Source organism: Bradyrhizobium semiaridum (assembly GCF_020329505.1).
Classification (GTDB): Bacteria; Pseudomonadota; Alphaproteobacteria; order Rhizobiales; family Xanthobacteraceae; genus Bradyrhizobium; species Bradyrhizobium semiaridum.
This window is the reverse complement of record NZ_JAGKJJ010000023.1, coordinates 128,339-150,948: the sequence shown is the minus strand read 5'-3', so window position 1 is coordinate 150,948 and position 22,610 is coordinate 128,339. Positions and strand designations below refer to the sequence as shown.

Below are 22,610 nucleotides of genomic sequence, written 5' to 3'. Positions count from 1 at the left end.
CGCACCAGAGTAAAGCTAACAGGGATCAGAGATAGCCGGCGACACGCAGCCGCTCGAACGCATCCTCGGTCTCGTGGTCGAGCGCGCGGCCCGCGCGCTCCGGCACCTTGGTGCCGTCGAGCTCGGTCAGGATCTCGTCGATGTTGGAGGCGGTGGAAGCGACCGGGAAGGTGATGTCGGCATCGCCGAGCGAGCGGTAGCGCTTGCCGTCCTTGGCGAGATACAGCGGGATGATCGGGATGTTCTCGCGCTTGGTGTAGGCCCAGATGTCGGCCTCGGTCCAATGCAGGATCGGATGGATGCGCAGGTGCGCGCCGGGCGGCGGCGAGGCGTTGAACTGGTCCCAGAACTCCGGCGGCTGGTCGCGCACGTCCCATCCGCCCTCGGTGCCGCGCGGCGAGAACACGCGTTCCTTGGCGCGCGTCGCCTCCTCGTCGCGGCGGATGCCGGCGATCAGTCCGTCAAAACCATATTTGTTGAGGGCGAGCTTCAGCCCCTCGGTCTTGCGCGCGGCGGAGCGCGCGGCCGGCGGCAGGGTCGGGTCGACGCTGTCGATCGGCGGGCAGGGCTCGACGCGGAGGTCGAGATCCCATTCCTTTCCGAAACGGTCGCGGAACGCATACATCTCCGGAAACTTCTTGCCGGTGTCGACATGCAGCGCCGGGAACGGGACGCGGCCGAAGAACGCCTTGCGCGCCAGCCAGATCATCACGTTGGAATCCTTGCCGAGCGACCACAGCAGCGCCAGCTTCTTCAGCCGGGCGAACGCCTCGCGCAGGATGTAGATGCTCTGGGCCTCCAACTCGTCGAGATGGTCCATTGACGGGGGTTGGGCGGCGGCAATTCCCGGCACGGAAGATGCTTGGGCGAAGAGCGCGGGCCGCGATCCGGCAGCGGCGGATTCGTTGTCGAGAAGATGCATCTATCGGCCCTTGGCCTTTGGGGGTGAAAATTCTAAAGTTGCGCCGCAATATAGAAGAAATAATTTTCTATTTGTCGGCCTTGATCGAGAGATAAATAGAAAATAATTTCAGTCAACCCCCAAGTTGGGGAAGCGAGTGTCTGATGCGATACCTGCCTGTGTTTTTGGATCTGCAAAGCGGCAAGGTGCTGCTCGTCGGAGCGGGCGAACTCGTGCGCGCCAAGCTGCGGCTGCTCGCGGCCACCGGCGCCGCGGTCCGCTGGTATGCGACCGACGGCGATCATGACCTCGCGGGTCTTTCGGCCGAGCACGCCGCGCGCATCGAGCGCGCCGAGGGCGATCCGCTCGCGGCCGATCTGTCCGACGTCATCGCGGTGCTCTGCGCCGGGGCCGGCGACATCGGCGTTGCGATGTCGGCGCGCGCCAAGGCCGTCGGCCTGCCGGTCAACGTGATGGACGACCTCGCGCATTCCACCTTCATCATGCCGGCGATCGTCGATCGCGGCGATGTCGTGGTCGCGGTCGGCACCGGCGGCACGTCGCCGGTGGTGGCACGCCGCATCCGCGAGCGCATCGAGGCGGTGCTGCCGGCGCGGATCGGCGACCTCGCCGGCTTCATCGGCCAGTTCCGCAAGCAGGTTCACGCCCGCATCGCCGAATTTCCGCTGCGCCGCCGCTTCTGGGAGCGCATCATCGACGGCCCGATCGGCGCGCTGGTCTTGGCCGGCCGCAGGGACGAGGCCGAGCGGGCGCTGGACGCGGTCGCCGATCCGGCCGCATTCGCCGGCGCTGACGTCGAAGGAAAGGCTGTCGGCCACGTCACGCTGGTCGGCGCCGGTCCGGGCGATCCCGATCTGCTCACCGTGAAAGCGCTGCGCGCGCTGCAGGATGCCGACGTCGTGTTCTATGACGAACTGGTGTCTCCCGAGATTCTCGACCGCATCCGCCGCGATGCGTCGCGCATTCCGGTCGGCCGCCGCGTCGGCAAGCCCGGCATCGGCCAGGATGCGATCAACAAGCTGATGATCGAGGCGGCACAGTCCGGCCAGCGCGCCGTCCGGCTGAAGGGCGGCGATCCCTTCATCTTCGGCCGTGGCGGCGAGGAGATCGCGGCGCTGCGCGATGCCGGCGTCGCTTATTCCATCATTCCCGGCATCTCCGCCGGCCTCGGCGCCGCAGCACAGTTCGAGGTGCCGCTGACCTATCGGCACGAGGCGCTGCGCATCACCTTCCTGACCGCGCACAAGGCGCGCGATGCCGAAGTGGTCGACTGGTCGGTGCTCACAGACAAGAAGATGACCGTGGTCGTCTACATGGGCATGACCGCGGCGCCCGCGATCCGCGCCGGCATGCTCGCCGCGGGCCGCTCGCCGGAGACGCCAGTCGGCGTGTTCGCGCGCGTGACGCGGCCGGACGCCAAGGCCGCGGTCGGCACGCTGGCGCGGCTGCCTGAACTGGTCAAACAGGTCGATGGCGGTCCCGCCATTCTCGTTATTGGCGACGTGGTCGCGCATTCCGCGCCGTGGAGCCGATCCAACGTCACCCAACTCTTCTCCAACCAGATGTTCTCCGAACTGCTGAAGGCTGCCGAATGACCTCTCCGCTCGAACAGAAGAAAATCCGGATCACAGGCCCGTCGGTGGTGACCGCCAACCGCACCTGGGATGGCGCCGTCGTGTACCGGACCGCGCAAAAGGGCTGGTCCACCGAGCTCTCCGATTCCGCCATCGTCAGCACATCCGATGACGCCCGCGCGCTGCTGGCCGAAGCCGCCGCCGACGATGTCGGCGCGGTCGGTCCCTATATCGCGCCGGTCGAGCTCAAGGACGGCGGCAAGGTCAAGCCGGGCAATCTCCGCGAACAGATCCGCGCCAAGGGCGTCACCATCGATCTCCAGGTCCCTGCTTAAGGCGCGCCGGCGCAAGGCTCATCCATCATGTATGCATATGACGAACTCGACCGCACGCTGATCAACGAGCGTGTCTCGGAATTCCGCGATCAGGTGAAGCGCCGCCTCTCCGGCGAGCTCACCGAGGACGAATTCAAGATCCTCCGCTTGCAGAACGGCGTGTACCTGCAACTGCACGCTTACATGTTCCGCGTCGCGATCCCCTACGGCACGCTGTCGACCAAGCAGCTGCGCCGGCTCGCCCATGTCGCGCGCCGCTACGACCGCGGTTACGGCCACTTCACCACGCGGCAGAACATCCAGTTCAACTGGATCAAGCTCGCCGAACTGCCGGACGCGCTGGCAGATCTTGCCGAAGTCGGCATCCACGCGATGCAGACCTCCGGCAACAATATGCGCAACGTCACCTCGGATCAGTGGGCCGGCGTCGCGCCCGGCGAGATCGAGGATCCACGCATCTGGTCGGAGCTGATCCGCCAGCACACCACGCTGCATCCGGAATTCTCGTTCCTGCCGCGCAAGTTCAAGATCGCGATCACCGCTTCCGAGCACGATCGCGCCGCGATCAAGATCCACGACATCGGCCTGCGCCTGCACAAGAATGCCGACGGCGAGACCGGTTTCGAGGTGCTGGTCGGCGGCGGCCTCGGCCGCACGCCGTTCATCGCCAAGACCATCAAGCCGTTCGTGCACGGCCGCGACGTCCTGAGCTACATCGAGGCGATCCTGCGGGTCTACAACCAGTACGGCCGCCGCGACAACATCTACAAGGCGCGCATCAAGATCCTGGTGCACGAGCTCGGCATCGAGAAGTTCGCCAAGGAGGTCGACGAAGAGTGGCGGCAGATGGGCGATAGCGAGCTGCGGCTCGATCACCGCGCCATCGAGGAGGTGCGCTCGCGCTTCTCCTATCCGGCTTACGAAAAGCTGCCGCACATGCCGGACGAATTGAAGCAGGCCGCGCACGATCCGCTGTTCGAGCGCTGGCGCAAGAACTCGGTGTCGGCGCACAAGGTGCAGGGCTATTCGATCGTGACGCTGTCGCTGAAGCCGGTCGGCGGCCCGCCCGGCGATGCCACCGCCGAGCAGATGGACGCGCTCGCCGATCTCGCCGATAAATATTCATTCGGCGAAATCCGCGTCGGCCACGAGCAGAACCTGGCGCTGCCGCATGTCGCCAAGCGCGACCTGCCGGCCCTTTTCAAGGCGTTCGACCGCCTTGGCCTGGCGACGCCGAACGTCAATCTCGTCACCGACATCATCGCCTGCCCGGGGCTGGATTACTGCTCGCTGGCCAATGCGCGCTCGATTCCGATCGCGCAGGAGTTGACGCGGCGCTTCGCCAATCACGACACCGCCGGCCTGATCGGCCGTCTGCATATCAACATATCCGGCTGCATCAATGCCTGCGGCCATCACCATGTCGGCCATATCGGCATTCTCGGCGTCGAGAAGAACGGTGAGGAATTCTACCAGATCACGATCGGCGGCCGCGCCGACGAGAACGCGCAGATGGGCACCTTGATCGGCCCGGCCGTTCCCTATGCGGAAGTCGCCGACGTGATCGAAGACATTGTCGAAGCCTATCTCGCGCTGCGCGACCGTCCCGAGGAATTGTTCGTCGATACGGTGAAGCGTCTGGGCGTCGAGCCTTTCAGGGAGCGGGTTTATGCCACTCGTTAAGCAGGGAAGAATCACGACCGATCTGTTCGTGCACGTCGCCGACGGCGCCGAATTGCCGGGCGACGGCGCGGTGCTGGTGACGGCGGAGCGTTTCCTCGCCGATCCGGAGGCGCTGCTGCGCCGCGCCGGCAAGACCGGCGTGATCTGGCCGAACAACCGCAACCTCGACGATCTCGTGCCGTGGCTCGACCGGTTGGCGTCGGTCGCGCTGGTGTTCCCGACCTTCCGCGACGGTCGTGCCTACAGCCAGGCGCGCCTGTTGCGCGAGCGTCATGGCTATGACGGCGAGCTGCGCGCCACCGGCCAGATCCTGCGCGACCAGTTCGTGTTCATGACGCGGGCCGGCTTCGACGCCTTCGAGGTGAAGAAGGATGCCGACGCCGATGCCTTCGCCGAGACCATGAAGCGCTATTCGGTGTTCTACCAGCCGACCGGCGACGGCCGCGTCACCGCACTCAACCGCCGCATGCAGCTGCGTTACTCGGAGAGTGCCGGCCAGTGAGCACGCTCGCACCAGAGCTCGCACAGCAGCCGGCAGCGGATGCGCTCGACCGCGCGCTGCGCACGGCATCGCCCGCCGAGGTGATCGCGGCGGCGCTGCAAGCGGTCGGCCGCGAGAGACTGGCGCTGGTGTCGTCGTTCGGCACCGAGTCCGCCGCGCTGCTCAAGGTGATGGCCGACGTCGATCCGTCGATTCCGGTCGTCTTCCTCGACACCGGCTGGCTGTTCGAGGAGACGCTGGCCTATCGCGACACGCTGATCGAGACGCTCGGCCTCACCGATGTGCGCTCGATCAAGCCCGACGAGCAGGTGCTGGCACAACAGGATCCGGATCGCGAGTTGTGGTTCACCGATCCCGACGCCTGCTGCCGCATCCGCAAGGTCGAGCCGCTGGCGCGCGCGCTCGAGCCGTTCGCGGGATGGATCAACGGCCGCAAGCGTTTCCAGGGCGGTGCGCGCGCCGATATCCCCGTGGTCGAGGATGACGGCGTCAGGTTGAAATTCAACCCGTTCGCCAATGTTTCCCGCGAGGACATCGAGGCGATCTACGCCCTCGCAAAACTGCCGCCGCATCCACTTGTCGCATCGGGATATCAGTCGGTCGGGTGTATGCCTTGCAGCAGCCGGTCCGCTGCCGGCGAGGATGCGCGCGCCGGCCGCTGGCGCGGCCGCGCCAAGACGGAATGCGGCATCCATACGATGAAGATGTCGTAGAGCAGGCGCGAACAAAGAGCCGCACGACAAAGCCTTCGCAACGCAGCGCCTACGTAGCAAAACCGCGTTGCGCGGTCGCAAACAAAGAAAATCGGTTCCGTTGACTTACACCCACTTCGCCGCGAGTTATGTCAGGCGTGCTCCCTGACATTCTCAGGTTGAATGGAGACAGAAATGATCCGTCGTATGCTGCCGCTGGTCGCGGGACTGTTGTGGGCGAGCTCGGCCTTCGCCGCCGACGTGTCGCTGCTCAACGTATCGTACGATCCGACCCGCGAGCTCTATGTGGATTTCAACAAGGCGTTCGCCGCGGCCTATCAGAAGGAAACCGGCAAGAGCGTCGAGATCAAGCAGTCGCATGGCGGCTCCGGCTCGCAGGCGCGCGCCGTGATCGACGGGCTGCAGGCCGACGTCGTCACGCTGGCGCTCGCCTACGACATCGACGCGGTGGCCGGCAAGGGCCTGGTGGCCGCCGACTGGCAAAAGCGGCTGCCGCTCAACGCCTCGCCCTATACCTCCACCATCGTCTTTCTGGTGCGCAAGGGCAATCCCAAGGGCATCAAGGATTGGGACGACCTGATCAAGCCCGGCGTCAGCGTGATCACGCCGAATCCGAAAACCTCGGGTGGTGCGCGCTGGAATTATCTTGCCGCTTGGGGTTATGCCCAGAAGAAGTATGGTTCTGCCGACAAGGCCAGGAAGTTCGTCGCCGACCTGTTCCAGAACGTCCCGGTGCTCGACACCGGCGCGCGCGGCTCGACCGTCACTTTCGTCGAGCGCGGCGTCGGCGACGTGCTGCTCGCGTGGGAGAACGAAGCCTTTCTGGCGCAACGGGAATTCGGCAAGGACAAGTTCGAGATCGTGGCGCCGCCGCAGTCGATCCTGGCCGAACCGCCGGTCGCCGTGGTCGACGCGGTCGCCGACAAGAAGGGCACCCGCGCCGTCGCCGAGGCCTACCTGAAGTACTGGTACACCAAGGAAGGCCAGGAGATCGCCGCCCGCAACTCCTACCGGCCGCGCGACCCTGAAATCGCGAGGGAGTACGAAAAATCTTTCGCCAAGGTCGAACTTTTCACTATCGACGACGTTTTTGGTGGTTGGACCAAGGCGCAGAAGGAGCATTTTGCCGAGGGCGGCATCTTCGATCAGATTTACAAGAACTGATTGAAGCTCCGCGCATGATCCGAAAAAGTGTGAACTGGATCGCGCGCGAAACAAAGGACCGAAGCACGATCATCGCGCTTCGGGTCGAACAGGGGGATTTGTGAGCACAGCGGTTGCACGGCGCAGTACCCTGCCGGGATTCGGTCTCACCATGGGACTGACCCTGACTTGGCTCTCCGTCATTATCTTGATTCCGCTGGCCGGCCTGTTCCTGAAGACATTCGAGCTCAGCTTCGAGCAGTTCTGGGGCATCATCACCAGCCGCCGCACTTTGAACGCGCTGAAGATTTCGTTCGGCCTGTCGTTCGCGGCCGCCTGCGTCAATCTGGTGATGGGCACCATCATCGTCTGGGCGCTGGTGCGGTACCGCTTTCCGGGCCGGCGGCTGTTCGATGCCATCGTCGATATCCCCTTTGCTCTGCCCACGGCGGTTGCCGGCGTCGCGCTGACACAGCTGTTCGCGCAGAAGGGCTGGCTCGGCGCGCCGCTTGCCGAACTCGGCATCAAGGTCGCGTTCACGCCGATCGGCATCTTCATCGCGATGGTCTTCATCGGCATCCCCTTCGTCGTGCGCACGGTGCAGCCGGTGCTGATCGATCTCGACCCCGAGATCGAGGAGGCGGCGGCGAGCCTCGGGGCCAATCGCTGGCACACCGTCTTCCGTGTCATTCTGCCCAGCCTGATCCCGGCGCTGCTCACCGGTTTCGCGCTCGCCTTCGCCCGCGCCATCGGCGAGTACGGCTCGGTGATCTTCATCGCCGGCAATCTGCCGAACGTTTCCGAGATCGCGCCGCTCCTGATCGTGATCCGGCTATCCGAATTCCGTTACGCCGACGCCACCGCGATCGCCGTGGTGATGCTGCTGGCCTCTTTCCTGATCATCTTCGTGATCAACCGCCTGCAGCGTTGGGCGCAAACCCGCATTCCCGCGCATTGAGGCTCTAGATGTCGATGCAATCGGGATTGGCTCCTTCCACGTCGCAGTTGCAGGCTTACGCAGCCGCGACCGACGTCAGCGTCGCGGTTCCGGCGCCGCTGCTCGAGGTGGCGCGCATCCAGCCCGTCACCGCGCCGCGCGACCTGCGCACCGAGCCCGGCCCGATCCGCTTCATCATCATCACACTGGCGATCGCCTTCCTCAGCATCTTTGTCGTGCTGCCGCTGGTGGTCGTGTTCGCATCGGCCTTCTCGAAGGGCATCATGGCCTATTTCGCCGCGCTGGCCGAGCCGGAGGCGATGGCCGCCATCAAGCTGACGCTGCTGATCGCCGCGATCTCGGTCACCCTCAACCTCGTATTCGGGGTGATCGCGGCCTGGGCGATCTCGAAGTTCGAGTTCACCGGCAAGACCTTCCTGATCACGCTGATCGACCTGCCGTTCTCGGTCTCGCCCGTGATCTCCGGCCTCGTCTTCGTGCTGCTGTTCGGCGCGCAGGGCTTCTTCGGCCCGTGGCTGCAGGCGCACAACGTGCACATCCTGTTCGCGGTGCCCGGCATCGCGCTGGCGACGATCTTCGTCACCTTCCCCTTCGTGGCGCGCGCGCTGATCCCGCTGATGCAGGAGCAGGGCACCCAGGAAGAAGAGGCGGCGATCTCGCTCGGCGCCTCGGGCCTGCAGACCTTCTTCCGAATCACGCTGCCCAACATCAAATGGGGCCTGCTCTACGGTGTGCTGCTCTGCAACGCGCGCGCGATGGGCGAGTTCGGCGCGGTCTCGGTGGTGTCGGGCCATATCCGCGGCGAGACCAACACGATGCCGCTGCTGGTCGAGATTCTCTACAACGAATACCAGTTCGTCGCGTCGTTCGCGATCGCATCGCTGCTGGCGATGCTGGCGCTGATCACGCTGGTCATGAAGACCATCCTCGAGCGGCGGCTGGATGAGGCAGAGGTGAGCGATGGCGATTGAAGTCAAGAACATCGTAAAGACGTTCGGCAGCTTTGCCGCGCTCGACAATGTCGATCTCAAAGTCGCCGACGGCGAGCTGCTGGCGCTGCTCGGTCCGTCCGGCTCGGGCAAGACCACGCTGCTGCGGATCATCGCCGGCCTCGACTGGCCTGACTCGGGCGAGGTCGCGATCGATGGCGAGAACGCGCTCTCCCGGGGCGCCAGCGAGCGCCAGGTTGGCTTCGTGTTCCAGCATTACGCGCTGTTCCGCCACATGACGGTGTTCGAGAACGTCGCCTTCGGCCTGCGCGTGCAGCCGCGCGCGATCCGCAAGGACGAGGCGACGATCCGGGCCCGCGTCAAGGAATTGCTCGATCTGGTGCAGCTCGACTGGCTGGCCAATCGCTATCCGAGCCAGCTGTCCGGTGGCCAGCGCCAGCGCATCGCGCTGGCGCGCGCGCTCGCGATCGAGCCGCGCATCCTGTTGCTCGACGAACCGTTCGGCGCGCTCGACGCCAAGGTGCGCAAGGAGCTCAGGCAATGGCTGCGCTCGCTGCACAACGAGATCCACGTCACCTCGATCTTCGTCACCCACGACCAGGAGGAGGCGCTCGAGGTCGCCAACCGCGTCGTGGTGATGGACAAGGGCAAGATCGAGCAGATCGGCTCGCCCGGCGAGGTCTATGACAACCCGGCGACCGCCTTCGTGCACGGCTTCATCGGCGAATCCATCGTGCTGCCGGTCGATGTCGCCGGCGACGCGGTGCGGCTCGACGGCCGGTCCCTCAACTTACCGGCGCTGGGCGCGGCCTCGGGCGCCGCAAAACTGTTTGTCCGCCGCCATGACATGGCGATCGGACCGGCCGGCAGCGGCGCCTTGGAGGGCGCCATCCGCCATGTCCGCTCATTCGGCCCCATCCAGCGCGCCGAAGTGGCGCTGTCGGGCGGCGAGGGCCAGACCGTGATCGAGATCGACGCCCCCCGCGACCGCGAGCTGCAGGCCGGCGAGATCGTGTCCCTGCAACCCCGCCGCTACCGCATCTTCGCCGCCCAGGATTAAGGGCCGCAGCCCCGTAGCCCGGATGGAACGGAGCACAATCCGGGGTCCTCGCCGTGCGGCTGATGTTCCCGGATTGCGCTCCGCTCCATCCGGGCTACAAGGCACCGGCCCCGGAACGGTGGCATTTGACCGCCAAAAGTCAGCCCCCGTTCACCATTCAGCCACGGTTGGTATGCAACAACGGCGGGCCAACTTTGGGGGTCTTCTCTAGTGAAACGGACGACGGTTGCCCTGTTCGGGCTTCTGGTGCTTGCCGGCTGCGCCGCGGACACCAAAATCCCGGAAGAACCGGCCATGTATGTCAACCTGGCGCAGCCGGGCGCGGTGCTGGATGCCCAGGCGGCGGCGATCCTGTTCTCGCAATACCGCCAGAACAATGGGCTCGGCACCGTCGTGGTCGACCCGAACCTGGTGAAGCTCGCCGAGCAGCAGTCGCAGGCGATGGCCGCCCGCAACAAGATGGACCACGACGTCAAGGGCCCGCTCGGCAAGCGGCTGGAGGCCGGCGGCTATCCGGCGACCGTGGCGGTCGAGAACATCTCGGCCGGCTATCACACGCTGGCCGAAGCGTTTTCCGGCTGGCGCGATTCCCCGCCGCACAAGGCCAACATGCTGAAGAGCGGCGTCACAAAAATGGGCATCGCGGCGGTCTATGCTCCCAACACCAAGTACAAGGTGTTCTGGACGCTCATCCTGGCGGCAACCTGATTTCGATAAATTCCGCGTGAACACGATCCGGAGAAGTGTGATGCGCTTTTCCGAAACGATCACCCTTTGATGAGAGCCATGTCGCCGATTGACGCCGTGGCCAACAGACGCCACGCTGCGCTGCAACGTATTTTCCTGACCGAACGGTTTTCGAATGAATAGCTCGGATACCGCGCCGGACACGGCGCCCGCGCAAGCCCATCGCGTGCTGGTTCTCCAGGGTGGCGGCGCGCTCGGCTCGTATCAGGCCGGCGCGTTTCAGGCGCTCTGCCACGCCGGCTTCGAGCCGGAATGGATCGCCGGCATCTCGATCGGCGCCATCAACGCCGCGATCATCGCCGGCAACGAGCCGGCCAAGCGCGTGCCGCGGCTGAAGGAATTCTGGGAGATGGTGTCCTCGCCGGTGTCCTGGAATCCGGTCGCCAAGGGCGAGCATGCCCGCTCGCTGTTCAACGAGACCAGTGCCGCCCTGATCGCGACCTTCGGCGTGCCCGGCTTCTTCACTCCGCGGATTCCGCCGGCGCCGTTCTGGCCGCCGGGCAGCTCCTCCTCGCTGAGCTATTACGACACCGCGCCGCTGAAGAAGACGCTGGAGCGGCTCGTCGACTTCGATCGCATCAACGATCTGAAGACCCGCCTCTCGGTCGGCGCGGTCGGCGTCACCTCGGGCAATTTCTGCTACTTCGACAATTACGAGTTCAAGAAGCGCGGCAAGAAGATCGGCCCGGAGCACATCATGGCGTCCGGCGCGCTGCCGCCGGGCTTCCCGGCCGTCGTGATCGACGGCGAGCATTACTGGGACGGCGGCATCGCCTCCAACACCCCGCTCGACTTCGTGCTCGACGAGGAGACGACGCGGGACCTTTTGATCTTCCAGGTCGACCTGTTCAGCGCGCGGGGCGAGCTGCCGCAGACCCTGCTGGAAGCCGCCGAGCGCGAAAAGGACATCCGCTATTCCTCCAGGACGCGGATGAACACCGACAAGAACAAGCAGATCCACAACGCCCGCATGGCGGTGCGCGACCTGATCAGCAAGCTGCCGGATTATCTGAAGAACGACCCGTCGGTCGAGCTGCTGCGCAAGGCCTCCAAGGAGAACACCGTCACGGTGGTGCACCTGATCTACAAGAGCAAGAATTACGAGACCAATTCCAAGGACTACGACTTCTCCCATGTTGCGATGGTCGAGCACTGGGGCGCCGGCGTGCGCGACGTGCATTTGTCGATGCGTCACAAAGAATGGCTAGAACGGCCGCAGTCCGGGGAAACCATGGTGACTTACGACCTCACGGGGGATCTATCCAAGCCCCCGGAAAGCAAATAGGAGCGAATAGGAATGGGTACGCTGACAGGCAAGACCGCCGTTGTGACCGGCTCGACCAGCGGCATTGGACTGGCGATCGCGCGCGCCTTCGCAGGCGCCGGCGCCAACATCGTCCTCAACGGCATGGGAGTGCCGGCCGACATCGAGAAGGAGCGTTCCGGCATCGAGACCGACTTCAAGGTCAAGGCAGTGCATTCGCCGGCCGACATGACCAAGCCGGCCGAGATCGCCGAGATGGTTGCGCTCGGCGAGAAGACCTTCGGCTCGGTCGATATCCTCGTCAACAATGCCGGCATCCAGTTCGTCGCGCCGATCGAGGAGTTTCCGCCGGAGAAGTGGGAAGCCATCATCGCGATCAATCTGTCGTCGGCGTTCTACGGCATCCGCGCCGCCGTCCCCGGCATGAAGAAGCGCGGCTGGGGCCGCATCATCAACACCGCCTCGGCGCACTCGCTGGTCGCCTCGCCGTTCAAGTCGGCCTATGTCTCGGCCAAGCACGGCATTGCCGGCCTGACCAAGACCGCCGCACTCGAGCTCGCCCAGCACAAGATCACCGTCAACTGCATCAGCCCCGGCTATGTCTGGACTCCGCTGGTCGAGCACCAGATTCCGGAGACCATGAAGGCGCGCAACATGACCAAGGAGCAGGTCATCAAGGACGTGCTGCTCGCCGCGCAGCCGACCAAGGAGTTCGTGACCTCGGAGCAGGTTGCCGCGCTGGCGCTGTTCCTGTGCAGCGACGACGCCGCGCAGATCACCGGCTCCAACTACTCGATCGACGGCGGCTGGACCGCGGAATAATTCGCGCCGCCGGATTGTCGGCCACCAGCAAGAGCCGGTCCCTGATTGGATCAGGGGCCGGCTTGTTTTCCGGTCTGCTGCCTGGCGCTTGATGATCGGAGGCGCGATGGTATCAGCGCTTGCCGAACGCCAGCACGTGCAGGCCGAGGCGCGAGCGCACCACGTAGAACAAGAGGATCGTCTCGAACGTGAGCGACAGCGATGTCGAGGCCGCGGCGCCCATGCCGCCGTAGCGCGGCACCAGCGCGACGCAGAGCCCGACATTCATCAGGAACGACACCGCATAGGCCATCGCGCAGATGTTCTGGTGGCCGAGCATGTTGAGCAGGCGCTCGACCGGGCCGATCGCCGAGCGCACCACGAGCCCGATCGCGGAGACGAACATGATCTCGTAGCCGTCGACGAATTTCGGCCCGAACAGCCACAGCAGCGGCTTGCCGAACGCCAGCAGCGCGATCGTGGCGAACAGCGACGGCCAGAACGTCCAGCTGATCGCGTGCGCGACATAGGCCGACAGCCGGTCCTTGTCGCCGAGCGCATGGAATTCGGCGAAGCGATGCGCCGTCGTCGCCGCCATCGCGTAGTGGATGAAGGAGACCAGGGCCAGCGTCTTCACCACGGCAAAATAGATGCCGACCTCCTCGGACGAGCGGAACTGCTGCAGCATCAGCACGTCGGTGTAGCCGAGCAGGAGATAGAAACTCTCGACCAGCATGATCGGCAGCGACACCGCGAACCAGCCCCTGACGTCGTAGCTCTTCTCGCCGTGTCCGACATGGGCGGCGAGGCGGCGGTTCAGCACGACCATCTGGCCGATCGCGGCGATGTACACCGCGGCGGCGCTCGCCAGCATCGCGGCGGTGGCGCCGAGATCAAGGCCGAGCGCCAGCGCGCCGGCGGTCAGCGCGATGATCAGGCCCTGCCGCACGATGAATTGCGGCATCAGGCCGAGCTGCATCCAGTCGTGCGCGCGCGAGATGCCGTCCTGGGTGTTGGCGACGACGAAGGGCGGCAACGTCAGGCAGCCGATATAGAGCGGCACCACCGCATGCGGGTCGATCAAGGGCGAGGCGAGGTGGATCACGCCGGCAAGCAGCAGCGCTACCGCGCTCGACGTGGCCAGCGTCATCCAGCGGCTGCCCGAGAGGAAGCCGCGCAGCGCGGCGATGTCGCCACTGGCGCGATATTCCGGAATGATCTTTTGCGCCGAGGGGGCGATTCCGAAATCCATGGTGCTGCCGAGCAGCAGCACCCAGGTCCAGACGTAAACGTAGATGCCGTAGTCCGAGCCGCTCATCCAGCGCGCCAGCAGGATCTGCGCGAGATAGGCGATCGCCGCGCTGACGACGCGGATGATGAAGATGGTGCCGGCGAGCCGGTTGGTGACCGAGGCCTCATGGCTGGAGCCGACCATGCGCGCAACGAGGCCGCGCAGTCGCATGACCGGGCCCGACGGCTCAGGGATTGCGGATCGGCTCTCCATCACGGCCACGAAGGAAAATTCCTAAAGCGCCGCGAGGCGGCAATGGCCTCGACCTATCAACGAAACGTTAAGATTACGTTGGGCGGGGGTGTTCCCCGCGGTCGTCCTGGCGGAAGCCAGGACCCATAACCACAGGGAGCAGTTGGTGCGCAGACTGTAACCCCCAGCCTGCCAGAAACGGCGGCCGCGGCGTATGGGTCCTGGCTTCCGCCAGGACAACGACGGGGAGACGATCATTCAGTTCAAAGTGACGTTGAACTCGTAACTCTTGTCGCCGCCGACAAGCGTCAGCTTCAGCGCAGCGCCGTCGGCCTTGGCGCCGGGTGGCAGACCGTCGAGCTCGAAGCTGAAGCGCTTCACGCCGGGCGGCGATTGCGCCATGAGCTTCGGCACCGGCAGCGCCCAGTCGGGGGTTGGGCCCTCGACGAAGAGGCTGAGGTCTTTCGCCTCGGGCGCGGCGACGTCGACCAGCACGTTCTTTCCGTCGCGCTTGATGTCGCGGATCGTGAGCGGGGTGGGATCGCCGATATTGGCCGGCTTCGGCACCGCGTTGAGCGCTTCCGACAGCGTGGCATCTTCGGTCGAGGCGACACTGGCGAAGGCGAGCTCGGCGGTTGCCTCCACCGGCACGCACAGCTTCTCGCACACCGCGTAGTTGATATCGGCGCGCAGCACCAGCGGCTTGTCCGGGTTCTTGGCGACGATGCGCAGCGGCAGCACGACCTGCTTCTTGTAGCCGAGCGAGGTGCCGCCGGCGCCGTCATCGAATTGCCGCGGCGCCGGCCACATCACGGTGACGGCCTCGACATTGTCGGACTTCGAGAAGTCGAACCGCGGCGGCACGCCGGAATCGCCCGGCGTCCGCCAGTAGGTTTTCCAGCCGTCCTGCAATTGAATCGCGATGCCGCCGAGCAGCACCGCGCCGCTGCGCGATCCCGCGAGCAGCCTGACCGCGGAATGCTTGTCCTGCTGCCACGGCGAGGCGTCGTCGGCATGCGCCTGCGCTGCCACACACGCGACGGACAAGGCGGCGAAGCAGAGCGCGACCCGCAGGGGAACTATGACGGTCATGAGACGTCTTTACCTGCAACTTTCGTTGCAAACTATTGAATTGCTTGTGATGGATCGTCGCGGCAGGGGCGAAGCTTGATTGACAGAAGGGCCACCCAATATCAGGATGCCAAATCAGCAGGAAAGGCCTTTTGCGGATGAGCCCTGAAGGCAGAACAGGCAAGACACGCAAGACCGTCGCCGACCGCGGCGCCGGCGTCGGTCACAACCACGCCGAAGATGGCTATCTCGATGGCCAGTTGCTGATCGCGATGCCTGTCATGAGCGATCCGCGCTTCGAGCGGTCCGTGATCTACATGTGCGCGCATTCCTCCGAAGGCGCGATGGGCATCATCGTCAATCGCCCGGCCGGCAGCATCGACTTCCCCGGACTTTTGGTGCAGCTCGACATCATCCAGAAGGCCGACCAGATCCACCTGCCTGAAAATGCCGAGATGATGAAGGTGATGAAGGGCGGCCCGGTCGATACCGGCCGCGGCTTCGTGCTGCATTCCAGCGACTTCTACATCCAGGACGCGACGCTGAACATCGATGACGGCATTTCGCTGACCGCGACCGTCGACATCCTCAAGGCGATCGCCAAGGGCTCGGGTCCCAAGCACGCGATCCTCGCGCTCGGCTACGCCGGCTGGGGGCCGGGCCAGCTCGAGACCGAGATCCAGCATAATGGCTGGCTGCACTGCGACGCCGACCCGGAGCTGATCTTCGGCGACGACGTCGACGAGAAATACGCCCGCGCACTGCGCAAGATCGGCATCGAGGCCGGCATGCTCTCCAACGACGCCGGCCACGCGTAAGCCGTCGCTATCTCCTCCGCGTCGTCTGGGTCCCGGCCTTCGCCGGGACGACAGTGGAGGGGGCAAACAACCTACTCCGCCGCCTCCTGCGCTACCGTCGGATGGGTGCCGGCCACCGTGGCGCGGCGCATGTCGCGGGGCTGCGACTGGTCGTAGCGGCGGACGCGGTGCATGGTCTGGCGGTTGTCCCACATCACGAGGTCGTGCACGGTCCATTTGTGGACGTAGACGAACTCCGGCTGCGTGGCGTGCTCGGTGAGATCGCGCAGCAACAGCCGCCCTTCCGGCACGCTCATGCCCCTGATCGCGCCGGCATGCGACGACAGATACAGCGACTTGCGGCCATGCACCGGATGCGTGCGCACCAGGCGCTGCAGCACCGGCTTGAACATCTGCTTCTCCTCGTCGGTATAGTCGAGGAAGCCGAGCGAGCCGCGCGAATACATCAGCGAGTGCTCGCAGATCATGTCTTCGATCTCGGCCTTGGTGTCGTCGTCCAGCGCGTCATAGGCCGCGCGCATGTCGGCGAATTCGGTGTTGCCGCCTTTCGGGTTCACCACCCGCGCCGACAGCAGCGAGAATTTGGCCGGGATCGGCCGGAACGAAGAGTCGGAGTGCCACAGGCTGTTGCCGAGGTTGAACAGATGGGTGCGATGATCCTTCGGCAGCGGCTTGCCGTCCTTGCCGAGGTTGCTGACGTCGTTCAGTCCGGCGGAGAGGCGATAGTCCTCCTTCTTGGCCACGGTCCCGCCGCGGGATTCCTCGCGCTCGCCGAAGTTCAGCGCGAACGCCATCTGCTGCTCGTCGGTGATGTCCTGGCCGTGGAATACCAGCACGGCGTATTTGTCCATGCCGGCCTCGATGTCTTCAGCCTCCTGCTTCGTCAGCGGCTTGCGCACATCGACGCCGGAGACCTCGCCGACGAAGTGCTTGTGAAGCTGCCGGATCAGGACCGTCATTGGCGTATCTCCCCGTGCTTGCGGGCGGTTGTCCGCTTTGTTTGACGGAAAGGCTACTCCCGATGTGCGGTCTGTCAACGCTTCGCAGCCGCGCGCGGGTCAGGCATTCCGCGCCATCAACCCGCCGTCGACCTGGATCACGGCACCGGTCAGGAACGATGCGGCGGGCAGACACAGGCTGAGCGTCATGTGCGCGACCTCTTCCGGATCGCCGTAGCGGCCGAGCGCAGTGCGGCGCTTGGCGTAGATCGTCTTGTGCTCCTCGGAGATGCGGTCGGTGATCGCGGTGCGGATCGGCCCCGGGCAGATGCAGTTCACCGTGATGCCTTCACGGCCGAGCTCGACGGCGAGTGAGCGGGTCAGGCTGGTGACGCCGCCCTTGGCCGCGGAATAGGGGCTGTGCAGCGCGGTCGCACCGAGCGCCTCGGTCGAAGCGATGTTGACGATGCGCGGCGATTTCGACTTGCGCAGATGCGGCAGCGCGGCGCGGATGATGCGCGGATGTGCCGTCAGCATCACCGCGATCCCCTTGGCCCACGCGTCTTCGTAAGCGGGATCGTCGATCGGCACGCGCACCGAGATGCCGGCATTGTTGACGATGATGTCGAGGCCACCGAACTGCGCCGCGACGTCGTTGACCACCTTGGCGATCGCATCGCGATCGGCGACGTCGAGCACCCAGGCCTTCGCCGAGCCGCCCGCGGCGGTGATCTCGTTGACCACCGCTTGCGTCGCCTCGCTGTTCAGATCGGTGACCGCGACATTGGCGCCTTCATCGGCGAACACCCGCGCGGTGGCGCGGCCCATGCCGCTGGCGGCGCCGGTGACGAGAACGGTGAGGCCCTTCACCGAACGGCTGAGCTGCTTGTAGTCCGACATGGCGATCCCGGCTGATTTTCTTGTTGTAAGGGCCACGACGCTGGCACCGATCGAGAGGCGCGTCAAACCGGTGGCTCGTTTCCACCGCGCGCGCAGCGCGTCAACGCAAGTCCGGCGTTGGCTTTTCGCAAAGGATCATGCTGAATCAAGAAAATGGCGAGAGAGGAACACGCGATGAATGAGCTCGATTTCAGCGGCAAGCAGATGTTGGTGGTCGGCGGCTCCAGCGGGATCGGCAACGGCATCGCGCAGGCGTTCCGCGCCAAAGGCGCGCGCGTTGCGGTGTGCGGCACCCGCGCGCAGGCCAGCGACTATTCCGCCGACGAAGGCTCCGATCTTTCGGGCCTCACCTACGCGCAACTTGATGTCGGCAACCCGCAGGCGATCGACGCGTTCAAGCCGTCGTTCGACCGGCTCGACGTGCTGGTGCTGGCGCAGGGCGCGGTGATTTACCGCCGCGGGGAATTCGCGATGGACGGTTTCCGCAAGGTGCTCGAGGTCAATCTGATGAGCCTGATGGCCTGCGCGACCAAATTCCACGACCTGCTTAGCGCAAGCAAGGGATCGCTGATCATCGTCAGTTCGACCGCGGCCTACCATTCCACCATGGGCAACCCGGCCTACAATGCCTCGAAGACCGGCGCGATGGGACTGACGCGCACGCTCGGCGAGGCCTGGGCCGAGGACGGCATCCGCGTCAACGGTATCGCGCCCGGCCTCGTCGACACCAAGATGACCAAGGTGACGACGGCAAATCCGAAGCGGCTCGAAGGCGCGCTCGAACGCATTCCCTTGAAGCGGCTCGGCACGCCCGCCGACATGGCCGGTGCCGCGCTGTTCCTGGCCTCGCCGCTCGCCTCCTACATCGTCGGCCAGACTCTCATCGTCGACGGCGGGCTCATTCTGTAGCAACAGGAACTTGCGCAGAATTCGCAGGTTAGCTCCCTGATAAATGCAGGGAGCTTTTTCATGATGGACAAGGATCGGATTGTCGGAACGGCAAAGGAATTCGCGGGCAAGGCCGAAGGCGCTGTCGGCGACATGACTGACGACAAGCAGACGCAGGCCTCGGGCCGCGCCCGCGAGGCGGCCGGCGCCGTGCAGGATCTTTATGGTCAGGCCAAGGACACCGTGCGCGATGCGGCCGACACCGCGGCCAGCTATGCCAAGGATGCCTATGAGCATCGTGGCGAGACCATTCGCAGCGGGCAGAAGGCGATGACACAGGCGGTGCACGACAATCCGGTCGGCGCGCTCCTGATCGCCGGCGGAATCGGCTTCGCGCTCGCGCTGCTGATGAGCCGCCAGCCGCGCCGCCCGCCGCCACGCTGGCGCTATTACGGTTGAGTTGAAGGCGCAGGCCGAACGAGGCTCCGTTCGACTTACTGCACCGCCGCCGACCGTCCGACATTGCCCGGCGGCCGCGGTGGGCGCGGCGCCAGCGGGCGCTGCGGCTGCGGCGATCCGCCGAAGCCGAACAGGTCGCGCAGCCAGGGCTGCGGCTGGGCCTGCGGTGGCGCCTGTTGCGTCTGGGCCGGGCGGAAGATCCGCTTCTGCGCCGGCTTTTGCGGCGCCGTGATGATGCTGCCGTCAGGGGCGATTGCGGTGGTCGAGGGCGGCGGATTGGCAGGCGCGGTCTTTTCCGTTGCGGCCGGCTGGGTCGCGGCGACCGGGACGTCGCCCTTGGCCTGCTCGCGGCCCATTTCACGGCGCGGCCAGGCGTAATCGTCGGCGCGGCCGGCAGGGGCCGCCAGTGCCTCGCCTTTCACCAGCGTCCGCGCGGCGAGCGCGTCGACCGAGGCGGGCCGCGAGCCCGGTCCGCCAAGCAATTGATCGGTGCTGACCGTGGAGGCGACCAGCGGCAGCACCGGACCTGCCAGCGGCCGCGGCGCGGGCTTGCCCGGCTCGGTGCTGGTGTCGGGCGTTGCCGGCTCGCTCGGCAGGGCGATCGGGCCGGAGCGCACGGCGAGCAGCCGCGTCACCTCGCGCTCGACATAATGCGCGAGCTTGCGCGCGCCGGCCTTGGTGAAGAACACGCCGTCATAGGTGCGCAGCTGGCGGATCTGGCCTTCGAAGTCCGGGCCCTTCTGCATGAAGCGGCCGGCCTCATCGACGAAGCCGTCCCAGACGTCGACGTAGGTGATGCCGGCCTTGCCGGCGGCGTCGCGATAGAGCGCGTCGAGGAACAGCATGTCCGACGTGCCCTTCTGGCCGCGGATCGCGGGCAGCCCGACCCACAGCACCGGCACGCCCTTGCTCTTCAGCACGTTGATCATTTCCTCGATCTTCTTGCTGTAGAGCTCGACCCAGCGGTCGTCGCGGAATTCGGTGAAGCCGGTCGGCGAGCGCGCGGTCTTTTCCGGTGCGCTCTGCGGCGCGTCGTCGGCGTCGTCGGGCGACAGTTCGGTGTCGACCGGCTTGTCGTCGGGCTTCGCCGCGGTGTCGCCGGGTTTTGCGTCCGGTTTGCCGTCGGGCTTGGCGCGGGCGTCTTTCTTCTCGTCTTTCTTGTCGGCCTTCTTCTCAATGGCCGCCTCGCGGATCGAGGTGCGGTCGTTGAGGCCGAGCATTACGACGATGGCGTCGGGCTTCTCGGCCGCCAGAATGCCCCGCGCGGCCGCGGCCCAGTCCGCCGGATCGCCCTTGGGCTGATAGCGGATCAGGCCCGACACTGTCTTGTGCTTGCGGATCACGCCCATGTCGGGCTGGTCGGAATAGGCATCCTCGAGGCCATAGGCGAGCCAGTCGGCCATGGCGTCGCCGAGCACCAGCACGTTACGTTCGGCGGTCGCCTCGCGCTTGGCCGGCGCCGGGGCGCGCGAGAAATCCTCGCGCGGGCGCTGCTGCTGTTGTTGCGATTGCGGCGCCTGCTGCTGGAACGGCGCGAAGAAGTCGCCGCCGAACCAGCCACCGCCACCGCCGCGTGGCGGTGCATGGCGCGGGGGTGGCGCTGGAGAGCCGAAGCCCGGGAAGCCGAAGAACTGCGCCGAGGCAGGCTGCGCGATGCCGACCAAAAGCGCGAGCGCAACCGCCAGCGCGACCAGCGGGCCGGCCTCGGTGAACACGCGCAAAAAGGACTTTGGCTTCGGCATCGGGTTCGGTCGCAATGGTCCTGGAAGTACGTGAGCATACTAGCGGAATCGGGCCGCAAGCGGGCAGCTTTTCCACCATAAGTCGGGCGCCTCCGGCAGCCGTCAAGACGCCGGCCAAATATCGGCTTTCACGGTTACTTTTGGGGGCCGCCGTTGGTCCCGTAGCCCGGATGGAGCGGAAAGCGCAATCCGGAACAGTCGACCCGAGGGGCGAGAACCCGGACTTCGCTGCGCTGCTTCCGGGCTACGGGAGCTGCCCGCTACCGCCCGCGCAGCCGGTCCAGCACCTCTGACGTGGCAAATCCGTCCGCTGGCGCCCCGATCGAGGCCTGGAAGCCGCGCAGGGCCTCGCGGGTCTGGCCGCCGAACTGGCCGTCCGGGGTGCCCTTGTAGAAGCCGCGCTGCGCCAGCAGCTGCTGCAGTTCCAGCCGCTCGGCCCGCGATAGCACCCGTTCCTGGCGCGGCCAGGGCTGCACCAAAGGCGGCCCGCCCCGCAGCCGGTCGGCGAAATGGCCGATCGCCAGCGCATAGGCCTCGGCCGGGTTGTACTTCATGATCACGCGAAAGTTCTGCAGCATCAGGAAGCCCGGGCCCTCGGCGCCGGCCGGCGCCAGCAGGTAGGCCTTCTCGGCCGGGTGCGGGTACGGCTGGCCGTTGGCGCGCTTGAGGCCGAGATGCTCCCACTGCGACAGCGGCATCGCCTTGGCGCGGTCGGCCAGCATGTAGTTGAAGCCCTTCGGAAGCACGACCTCGTAGCCCCAGCTCGCACCGCTCTGCCAGCCGTCCTTCTTCAGGTTGTTGGCGGTCGAGGCGATCAGGTCGCCCGGATCGTCGACGACGTCGCGGCGGCCGTCGCCATCGCTGTCGACGGCATAGCGCTTGAACGCGGTCGGCATGAACTGGGTCGGGCCGAACGCGCCGGCCCAGGAGCCGCGCATCTGCTCGGGCTTCAGATCGCCGCGGTTGAGGATCTCCAGCGCCGACAGGAACTCGTCCTTGAAATAGGCCTGGCGACGACCGATGCAGGCGAGCGTCGCGGTCGACTGGACCACGCTCCGGTCGCCCATCTGGGTCGAGTAGTTCGACTCGATGCCCCAGATCGACGCGATGATGTAGCGGTCGACGCCGTAGGCCTTCTCGGTGGCGTCGAACTGCGTCTTGTACTTGGCAAGGATCTCGCGGCCCTTGGCGAGCCGGTTGTCGTTCACGAGGATGTCGAGATAGTCCCAGATCGCCTTGGTGAACTCGGGCTGCGAGTCCAGGAGATCCATGATGCGCAGATCGGGCTCGAGGCCGGCGGTGAAGCGCTCGAAATTCTCCCGCGTGATGTTGCGCCGTGCGGCATCCGGCCACATGCCGGCGACGCAGTTCGGAAAGTTCGATGCCGCCTCGCGGATTGCAGCCGCGGTCATCAGCGGATGGCCGGAGGCGCCGTCCTCACCGCTCCAGGGCGGCGGCGCGCCGCCCGGTCCGGTCGCGGCCTGTGGCGGCGGCCCCGAGAAGATGCTGTCGATCAGGCCGGTCAGCCCGTTGCCCGCGGATTGGGCCGAGGCCGTCGCCGGCAACAGCAGCGCGATCAGGATCGCGCTGACACGGCTGATCCTCGCACGGCTGATCGTCGATGTTCCCGTCGAGCGCATTGTCATCTGCCTGCCAAAA

The 22,610-nt window shown here is 65.8% G+C and carries 22 protein-coding genes; 15 read left to right on the top strand and 7 right to left on the bottom strand.

Annotation, left to right across the window (positions count from 1 at the left end):
* Nucleotides 1–25: 25 nt before the first annotated feature.
* Nucleotides 26–820, bottom strand: a complete 795-nt coding sequence (gene cysD, locus J6500_RS24005) for a sulfate adenylyltransferase subunit CysD (RefSeq protein WP_376707850.1) — start codon at nucleotides 818–820, stop codon at nucleotides 26–28.
* 245 nt (nucleotides 821–1,065) lie between these two features.
* On the opposite strand from cysD, the gene cysG reads away from it, so the two are divergent.
* The 12 genes from cysG to J6500_RS23945 all read left to right on the top strand — a co-directional run bounded on the left by cysG (nucleotide 1,066) and on the right by J6500_RS23945 (nucleotide 12,673).
* A complete protein-coding gene (gene cysG, locus J6500_RS24000) occupies nucleotides 1,066–2,517 on the top strand; it encodes a siroheme synthase CysG (protein ID WP_225715164.1) in 1,452 nt (483 codons plus the stop codon).
* Complete coding sequence (locus tag J6500_RS23995) at nucleotides 2,514–2,831, top strand: DUF2849 domain-containing protein (protein WP_225715163.1); 318 nt, start codon at nucleotides 2,514–2,516, stop codon at nucleotides 2,829–2,831. The genes cysG and J6500_RS23995 overlap by 4 nt, the downstream gene beginning before the upstream one ends.
* Nucleotides 2,832–2,858: 27 nt before the next feature.
* Complete coding sequence (locus tag J6500_RS23990; RefSeq protein ID WP_225715162.1) at nucleotides 2,859–4,514, top strand: nitrite/sulfite reductase; 1,656 nt, start codon at nucleotides 2,859–2,861, stop codon at nucleotides 4,512–4,514.
* A complete protein-coding gene (locus J6500_RS23985; RefSeq protein ID WP_225715161.1) occupies nucleotides 4,501–5,016 on the top strand; it encodes a DUF934 domain-containing protein in 516 nt (171 codons plus the stop codon). The genes J6500_RS23990 and J6500_RS23985 overlap by 14 nt, the downstream gene beginning before the upstream one ends.
* Nucleotides 5,013–5,729 (top strand): phosphoadenylyl-sulfate reductase, encoded by a 717-nt coding sequence (locus J6500_RS23980; RefSeq protein ID WP_225715160.1) that lies wholly within the window; start codon nucleotides 5,013–5,015, stop codon nucleotides 5,727–5,729. Before J6500_RS23985 ends, J6500_RS23980 begins: the two co-directional genes overlap by 4 nt.
* Before the next feature lie 174 nt (nucleotides 5,730–5,903).
* The gene (locus J6500_RS23975) at nucleotides 5,904–6,893 is read left to right on the top strand and encodes a sulfate ABC transporter substrate-binding protein (RefSeq protein WP_225715159.1); all 990 of its coding nucleotides are present in this window, start codon (nucleotides 5,904–5,906) and stop codon (nucleotides 6,891–6,893) included.
* A 130-nt stretch (nucleotides 6,894–7,023) separates the two neighbouring features.
* The gene (cysT, locus tag J6500_RS23970; protein WP_225715199.1) at nucleotides 7,024–7,830 is read left to right on the top strand and encodes a sulfate ABC transporter permease subunit CysT; all 807 of its coding nucleotides are present in this window, start codon (nucleotides 7,024–7,026) and stop codon (nucleotides 7,828–7,830) included.
* 8 nt (nucleotides 7,831–7,838) lie between these two features.
* Nucleotides 7,839–8,801, top strand: a complete 963-nt coding sequence (gene cysW, locus J6500_RS23965) for a sulfate ABC transporter permease subunit CysW (RefSeq protein WP_225715158.1) — start codon at nucleotides 7,839–7,841, stop codon at nucleotides 8,799–8,801.
* Nucleotides 8,791–9,840: a sulfate/molybdate ABC transporter ATP-binding protein gene (locus J6500_RS23960; protein ID WP_225715157.1), complete on the top strand. Its 1,050-nt coding sequence runs from the start codon at nucleotides 8,791–8,793 to the stop codon at nucleotides 9,838–9,840. Before cysW ends, J6500_RS23960 begins: the two co-directional genes overlap by 11 nt.
* Before the next feature lie 210 nt (nucleotides 9,841–10,050).
* Nucleotides 10,051–10,548 (top strand): CAP domain-containing protein, encoded by a 498-nt coding sequence (locus J6500_RS23955; protein ID WP_225715156.1) that lies wholly within the window; start codon nucleotides 10,051–10,053, stop codon nucleotides 10,546–10,548.
* 154 nt (nucleotides 10,549–10,702) lie between these two features.
* Nucleotides 10,703–11,872 (top strand): DUF3734 domain-containing protein, encoded by a 1,170-nt coding sequence (locus J6500_RS23950; RefSeq protein ID WP_225715155.1) that lies wholly within the window; start codon nucleotides 10,703–10,705, stop codon nucleotides 11,870–11,872.
* Between the two features lie 12 nt (nucleotides 11,873–11,884).
* Nucleotides 11,885–12,673 (top strand): 3-hydroxybutyrate dehydrogenase, encoded by a 789-nt coding sequence (locus J6500_RS23945; protein ID WP_225715154.1) that lies wholly within the window; start codon nucleotides 11,885–11,887, stop codon nucleotides 12,671–12,673.
* A 112-nt stretch (nucleotides 12,674–12,785) separates the two neighbouring features.
* On the opposite strand, the gene J6500_RS23940 is transcribed toward J6500_RS23945, so the two are convergent.
* Complete coding sequence (locus J6500_RS23940; RefSeq protein ID WP_376707849.1) at nucleotides 12,786–14,114, bottom strand: oligosaccharide flippase family protein; 1,329 nt, start codon at nucleotides 14,112–14,114, stop codon at nucleotides 12,786–12,788.
* 279 nt (nucleotides 14,115–14,393) lie between these two features.
* Complete coding sequence (locus J6500_RS23935; RefSeq protein WP_225715152.1) at nucleotides 14,394–15,227, bottom strand: protein-disulfide reductase DsbD domain-containing protein; 834 nt, start codon at nucleotides 15,225–15,227, stop codon at nucleotides 14,394–14,396.
* Between the two features lie 137 nt (nucleotides 15,228–15,364).
* On the opposite strand from J6500_RS23935, the gene J6500_RS23930 reads away from it, so the two are divergent.
* On the top strand, nucleotides 15,365–16,024 hold the full coding sequence (locus tag J6500_RS23930; protein WP_225715151.1) for a YqgE/AlgH family protein: 660 nt from the start codon (nucleotides 15,365–15,367) through the stop codon (nucleotides 16,022–16,024).
* A gap of 71 nt (nucleotides 16,025–16,095) precedes the next feature.
* On the opposite strand, the gene J6500_RS23925 is transcribed toward J6500_RS23930, so the two are convergent.
* Together J6500_RS23925 and J6500_RS23920 are read right to left on the bottom strand one after the other, a co-directional pair.
* Nucleotides 16,096–16,983 carry a TauD/TfdA dioxygenase family protein gene (locus tag J6500_RS23925; RefSeq protein ID WP_225715150.1) on the bottom strand — a complete coding sequence of 296 codons (888 nt, stop codon included), beginning with the start codon at nucleotides 16,981–16,983 and terminating at the stop codon, nucleotides 16,096–16,098.
* 99 nt (nucleotides 16,984–17,082) lie between these two features.
* Nucleotides 17,083–17,862 (bottom strand): SDR family NAD(P)-dependent oxidoreductase, encoded by a 780-nt coding sequence (locus J6500_RS23920; protein ID WP_225715149.1) that lies wholly within the window; start codon nucleotides 17,860–17,862, stop codon nucleotides 17,083–17,085.
* Nucleotides 17,863–18,036: 174 nt separating this feature from the next.
* On the opposite strand from J6500_RS23920, the gene J6500_RS23915 reads away from it, so the two are divergent.
* Together J6500_RS23915 and J6500_RS23910 are read left to right on the top strand one after the other, a co-directional pair.
* Nucleotides 18,037–18,771 carry an SDR family NAD(P)-dependent oxidoreductase gene (locus J6500_RS23915; protein ID WP_225715148.1) on the top strand — a complete coding sequence of 245 codons (735 nt, stop codon included), beginning with the start codon at nucleotides 18,037–18,039 and terminating at the stop codon, nucleotides 18,769–18,771.
* A 63-nt stretch (nucleotides 18,772–18,834) separates the two neighbouring features.
* Entirely contained in the window at nucleotides 18,835–19,209 is a 375-nt protein-coding gene (locus tag J6500_RS23910; protein ID WP_225715198.1) for a CsbD family protein, read from the top strand.
* Between the two features lie 35 nt (nucleotides 19,210–19,244).
* On the opposite strand, the gene J6500_RS23905 is transcribed toward J6500_RS23910, so the two are convergent.
* Nucleotides 19,245–20,951, bottom strand: a complete 1,707-nt coding sequence (locus J6500_RS23905; protein ID WP_225715147.1) for an SGNH/GDSL hydrolase family protein — start codon at nucleotides 20,949–20,951, stop codon at nucleotides 19,245–19,247.
* A 260-nt stretch (nucleotides 20,952–21,211) separates the two neighbouring features.
* Complete coding sequence (locus J6500_RS23900; RefSeq protein ID WP_225715146.1) at nucleotides 21,212–22,591, bottom strand: lytic murein transglycosylase; 1,380 nt, start codon at nucleotides 22,589–22,591, stop codon at nucleotides 21,212–21,214.
* Nucleotides 22,592–22,610: the final 19 nt, after the last annotated feature.

Bases quoted from the DNA above. Each gene is read 5' to 3' on its own strand.
- J6500_RS23990 (WP_225715162.1), top strand. From the start codon at position 2,859: ATGTATGCATATGACGAACTCGACCGCACGCTGATCAACGAGCGTGTC.
- J6500_RS23905 (WP_225715147.1), bottom strand. From the start codon at position 20,951: ATGCCGAAGCCAAAGTCCTTTTTGCGCGTGTTCACCGAGGCCGGCCCG.
- J6500_RS23975 (WP_225715159.1), top strand. From the start codon at position 5,904: ATGATCCGTCGTATGCTGCCGCTGGTCGCGGGACTGTTGTGGGCGAGC.
- J6500_RS23910 (WP_225715198.1), top strand. From the start codon at position 18,835: ATGGACAAGGATCGGATTGTCGGAACGGCAAAGGAATTCGCGGGCAAG.
- J6500_RS23945 (WP_225715154.1), top strand. From the start codon at position 11,885: ATGGGTACGCTGACAGGCAAGACCGCCGTTGTGACCGGCTCGACCAGC.
- J6500_RS23940 (WP_376707849.1), bottom strand. From the start codon at position 14,114: ATGCGACTGCGCGGCCTCGTTGCGCGCATGGTCGGCTCCAGCCATGAG.
- J6500_RS23985 (WP_225715161.1), top strand. From the start codon at position 4,501: ATGCCACTCGTTAAGCAGGGAAGAATCACGACCGATCTGTTCGTGCAC.
- J6500_RS23915 (WP_225715148.1), top strand. From the start codon at position 18,037: ATGAATGAGCTCGATTTCAGCGGCAAGCAGATGTTGGTGGTCGGCGGC.
- J6500_RS23935 (WP_225715152.1), bottom strand. From the start codon at position 15,227: ATGACCGTCATAGTTCCCCTGCGGGTCGCGCTCTGCTTCGCCGCCTTG.
- cysG (WP_225715164.1), top strand. From the start codon at position 1,066: ATGCGATACCTGCCTGTGTTTTTGGATCTGCAAAGCGGCAAGGTGCTG.
- J6500_RS23925 (WP_225715150.1), bottom strand. From the start codon at position 16,983: ATGACGGTCCTGATCCGGCAGCTTCACAAGCACTTCGTCGGCGAGGTC.
- J6500_RS23920 (WP_225715149.1), bottom strand. From the start codon at position 17,862: ATGTCGGACTACAAGCAGCTCAGCCGTTCGGTGAAGGGCCTCACCGTT.
- J6500_RS23900 (WP_225715146.1), bottom strand. From the start codon at position 22,591: ATGCGCTCGACGGGAACATCGACGATCAGCCGTGCGAGGATCAGCCGT.
- cysD (WP_376707850.1), bottom strand. From the start codon at position 820: ATGGACCATCTCGACGAGTTGGAGGCCCAGAGCATCTACATCCTGCGC.
- J6500_RS23960 (WP_225715157.1), top strand. From the start codon at position 8,791: ATGGCGATTGAAGTCAAGAACATCGTAAAGACGTTCGGCAGCTTTGCC.
- cysW (WP_225715158.1), top strand. From the start codon at position 7,839: ATGTCGATGCAATCGGGATTGGCTCCTTCCACGTCGCAGTTGCAGGCT.
- J6500_RS23995 (WP_225715163.1), top strand. From the start codon at position 2,514: ATGACCTCTCCGCTCGAACAGAAGAAAATCCGGATCACAGGCCCGTCG.
- J6500_RS23930 (WP_225715151.1), top strand. From the start codon at position 15,365: ATGAGCCCTGAAGGCAGAACAGGCAAGACACGCAAGACCGTCGCCGAC.
- J6500_RS23950 (WP_225715155.1), top strand. From the start codon at position 10,703: ATGAATAGCTCGGATACCGCGCCGGACACGGCGCCCGCGCAAGCCCAT.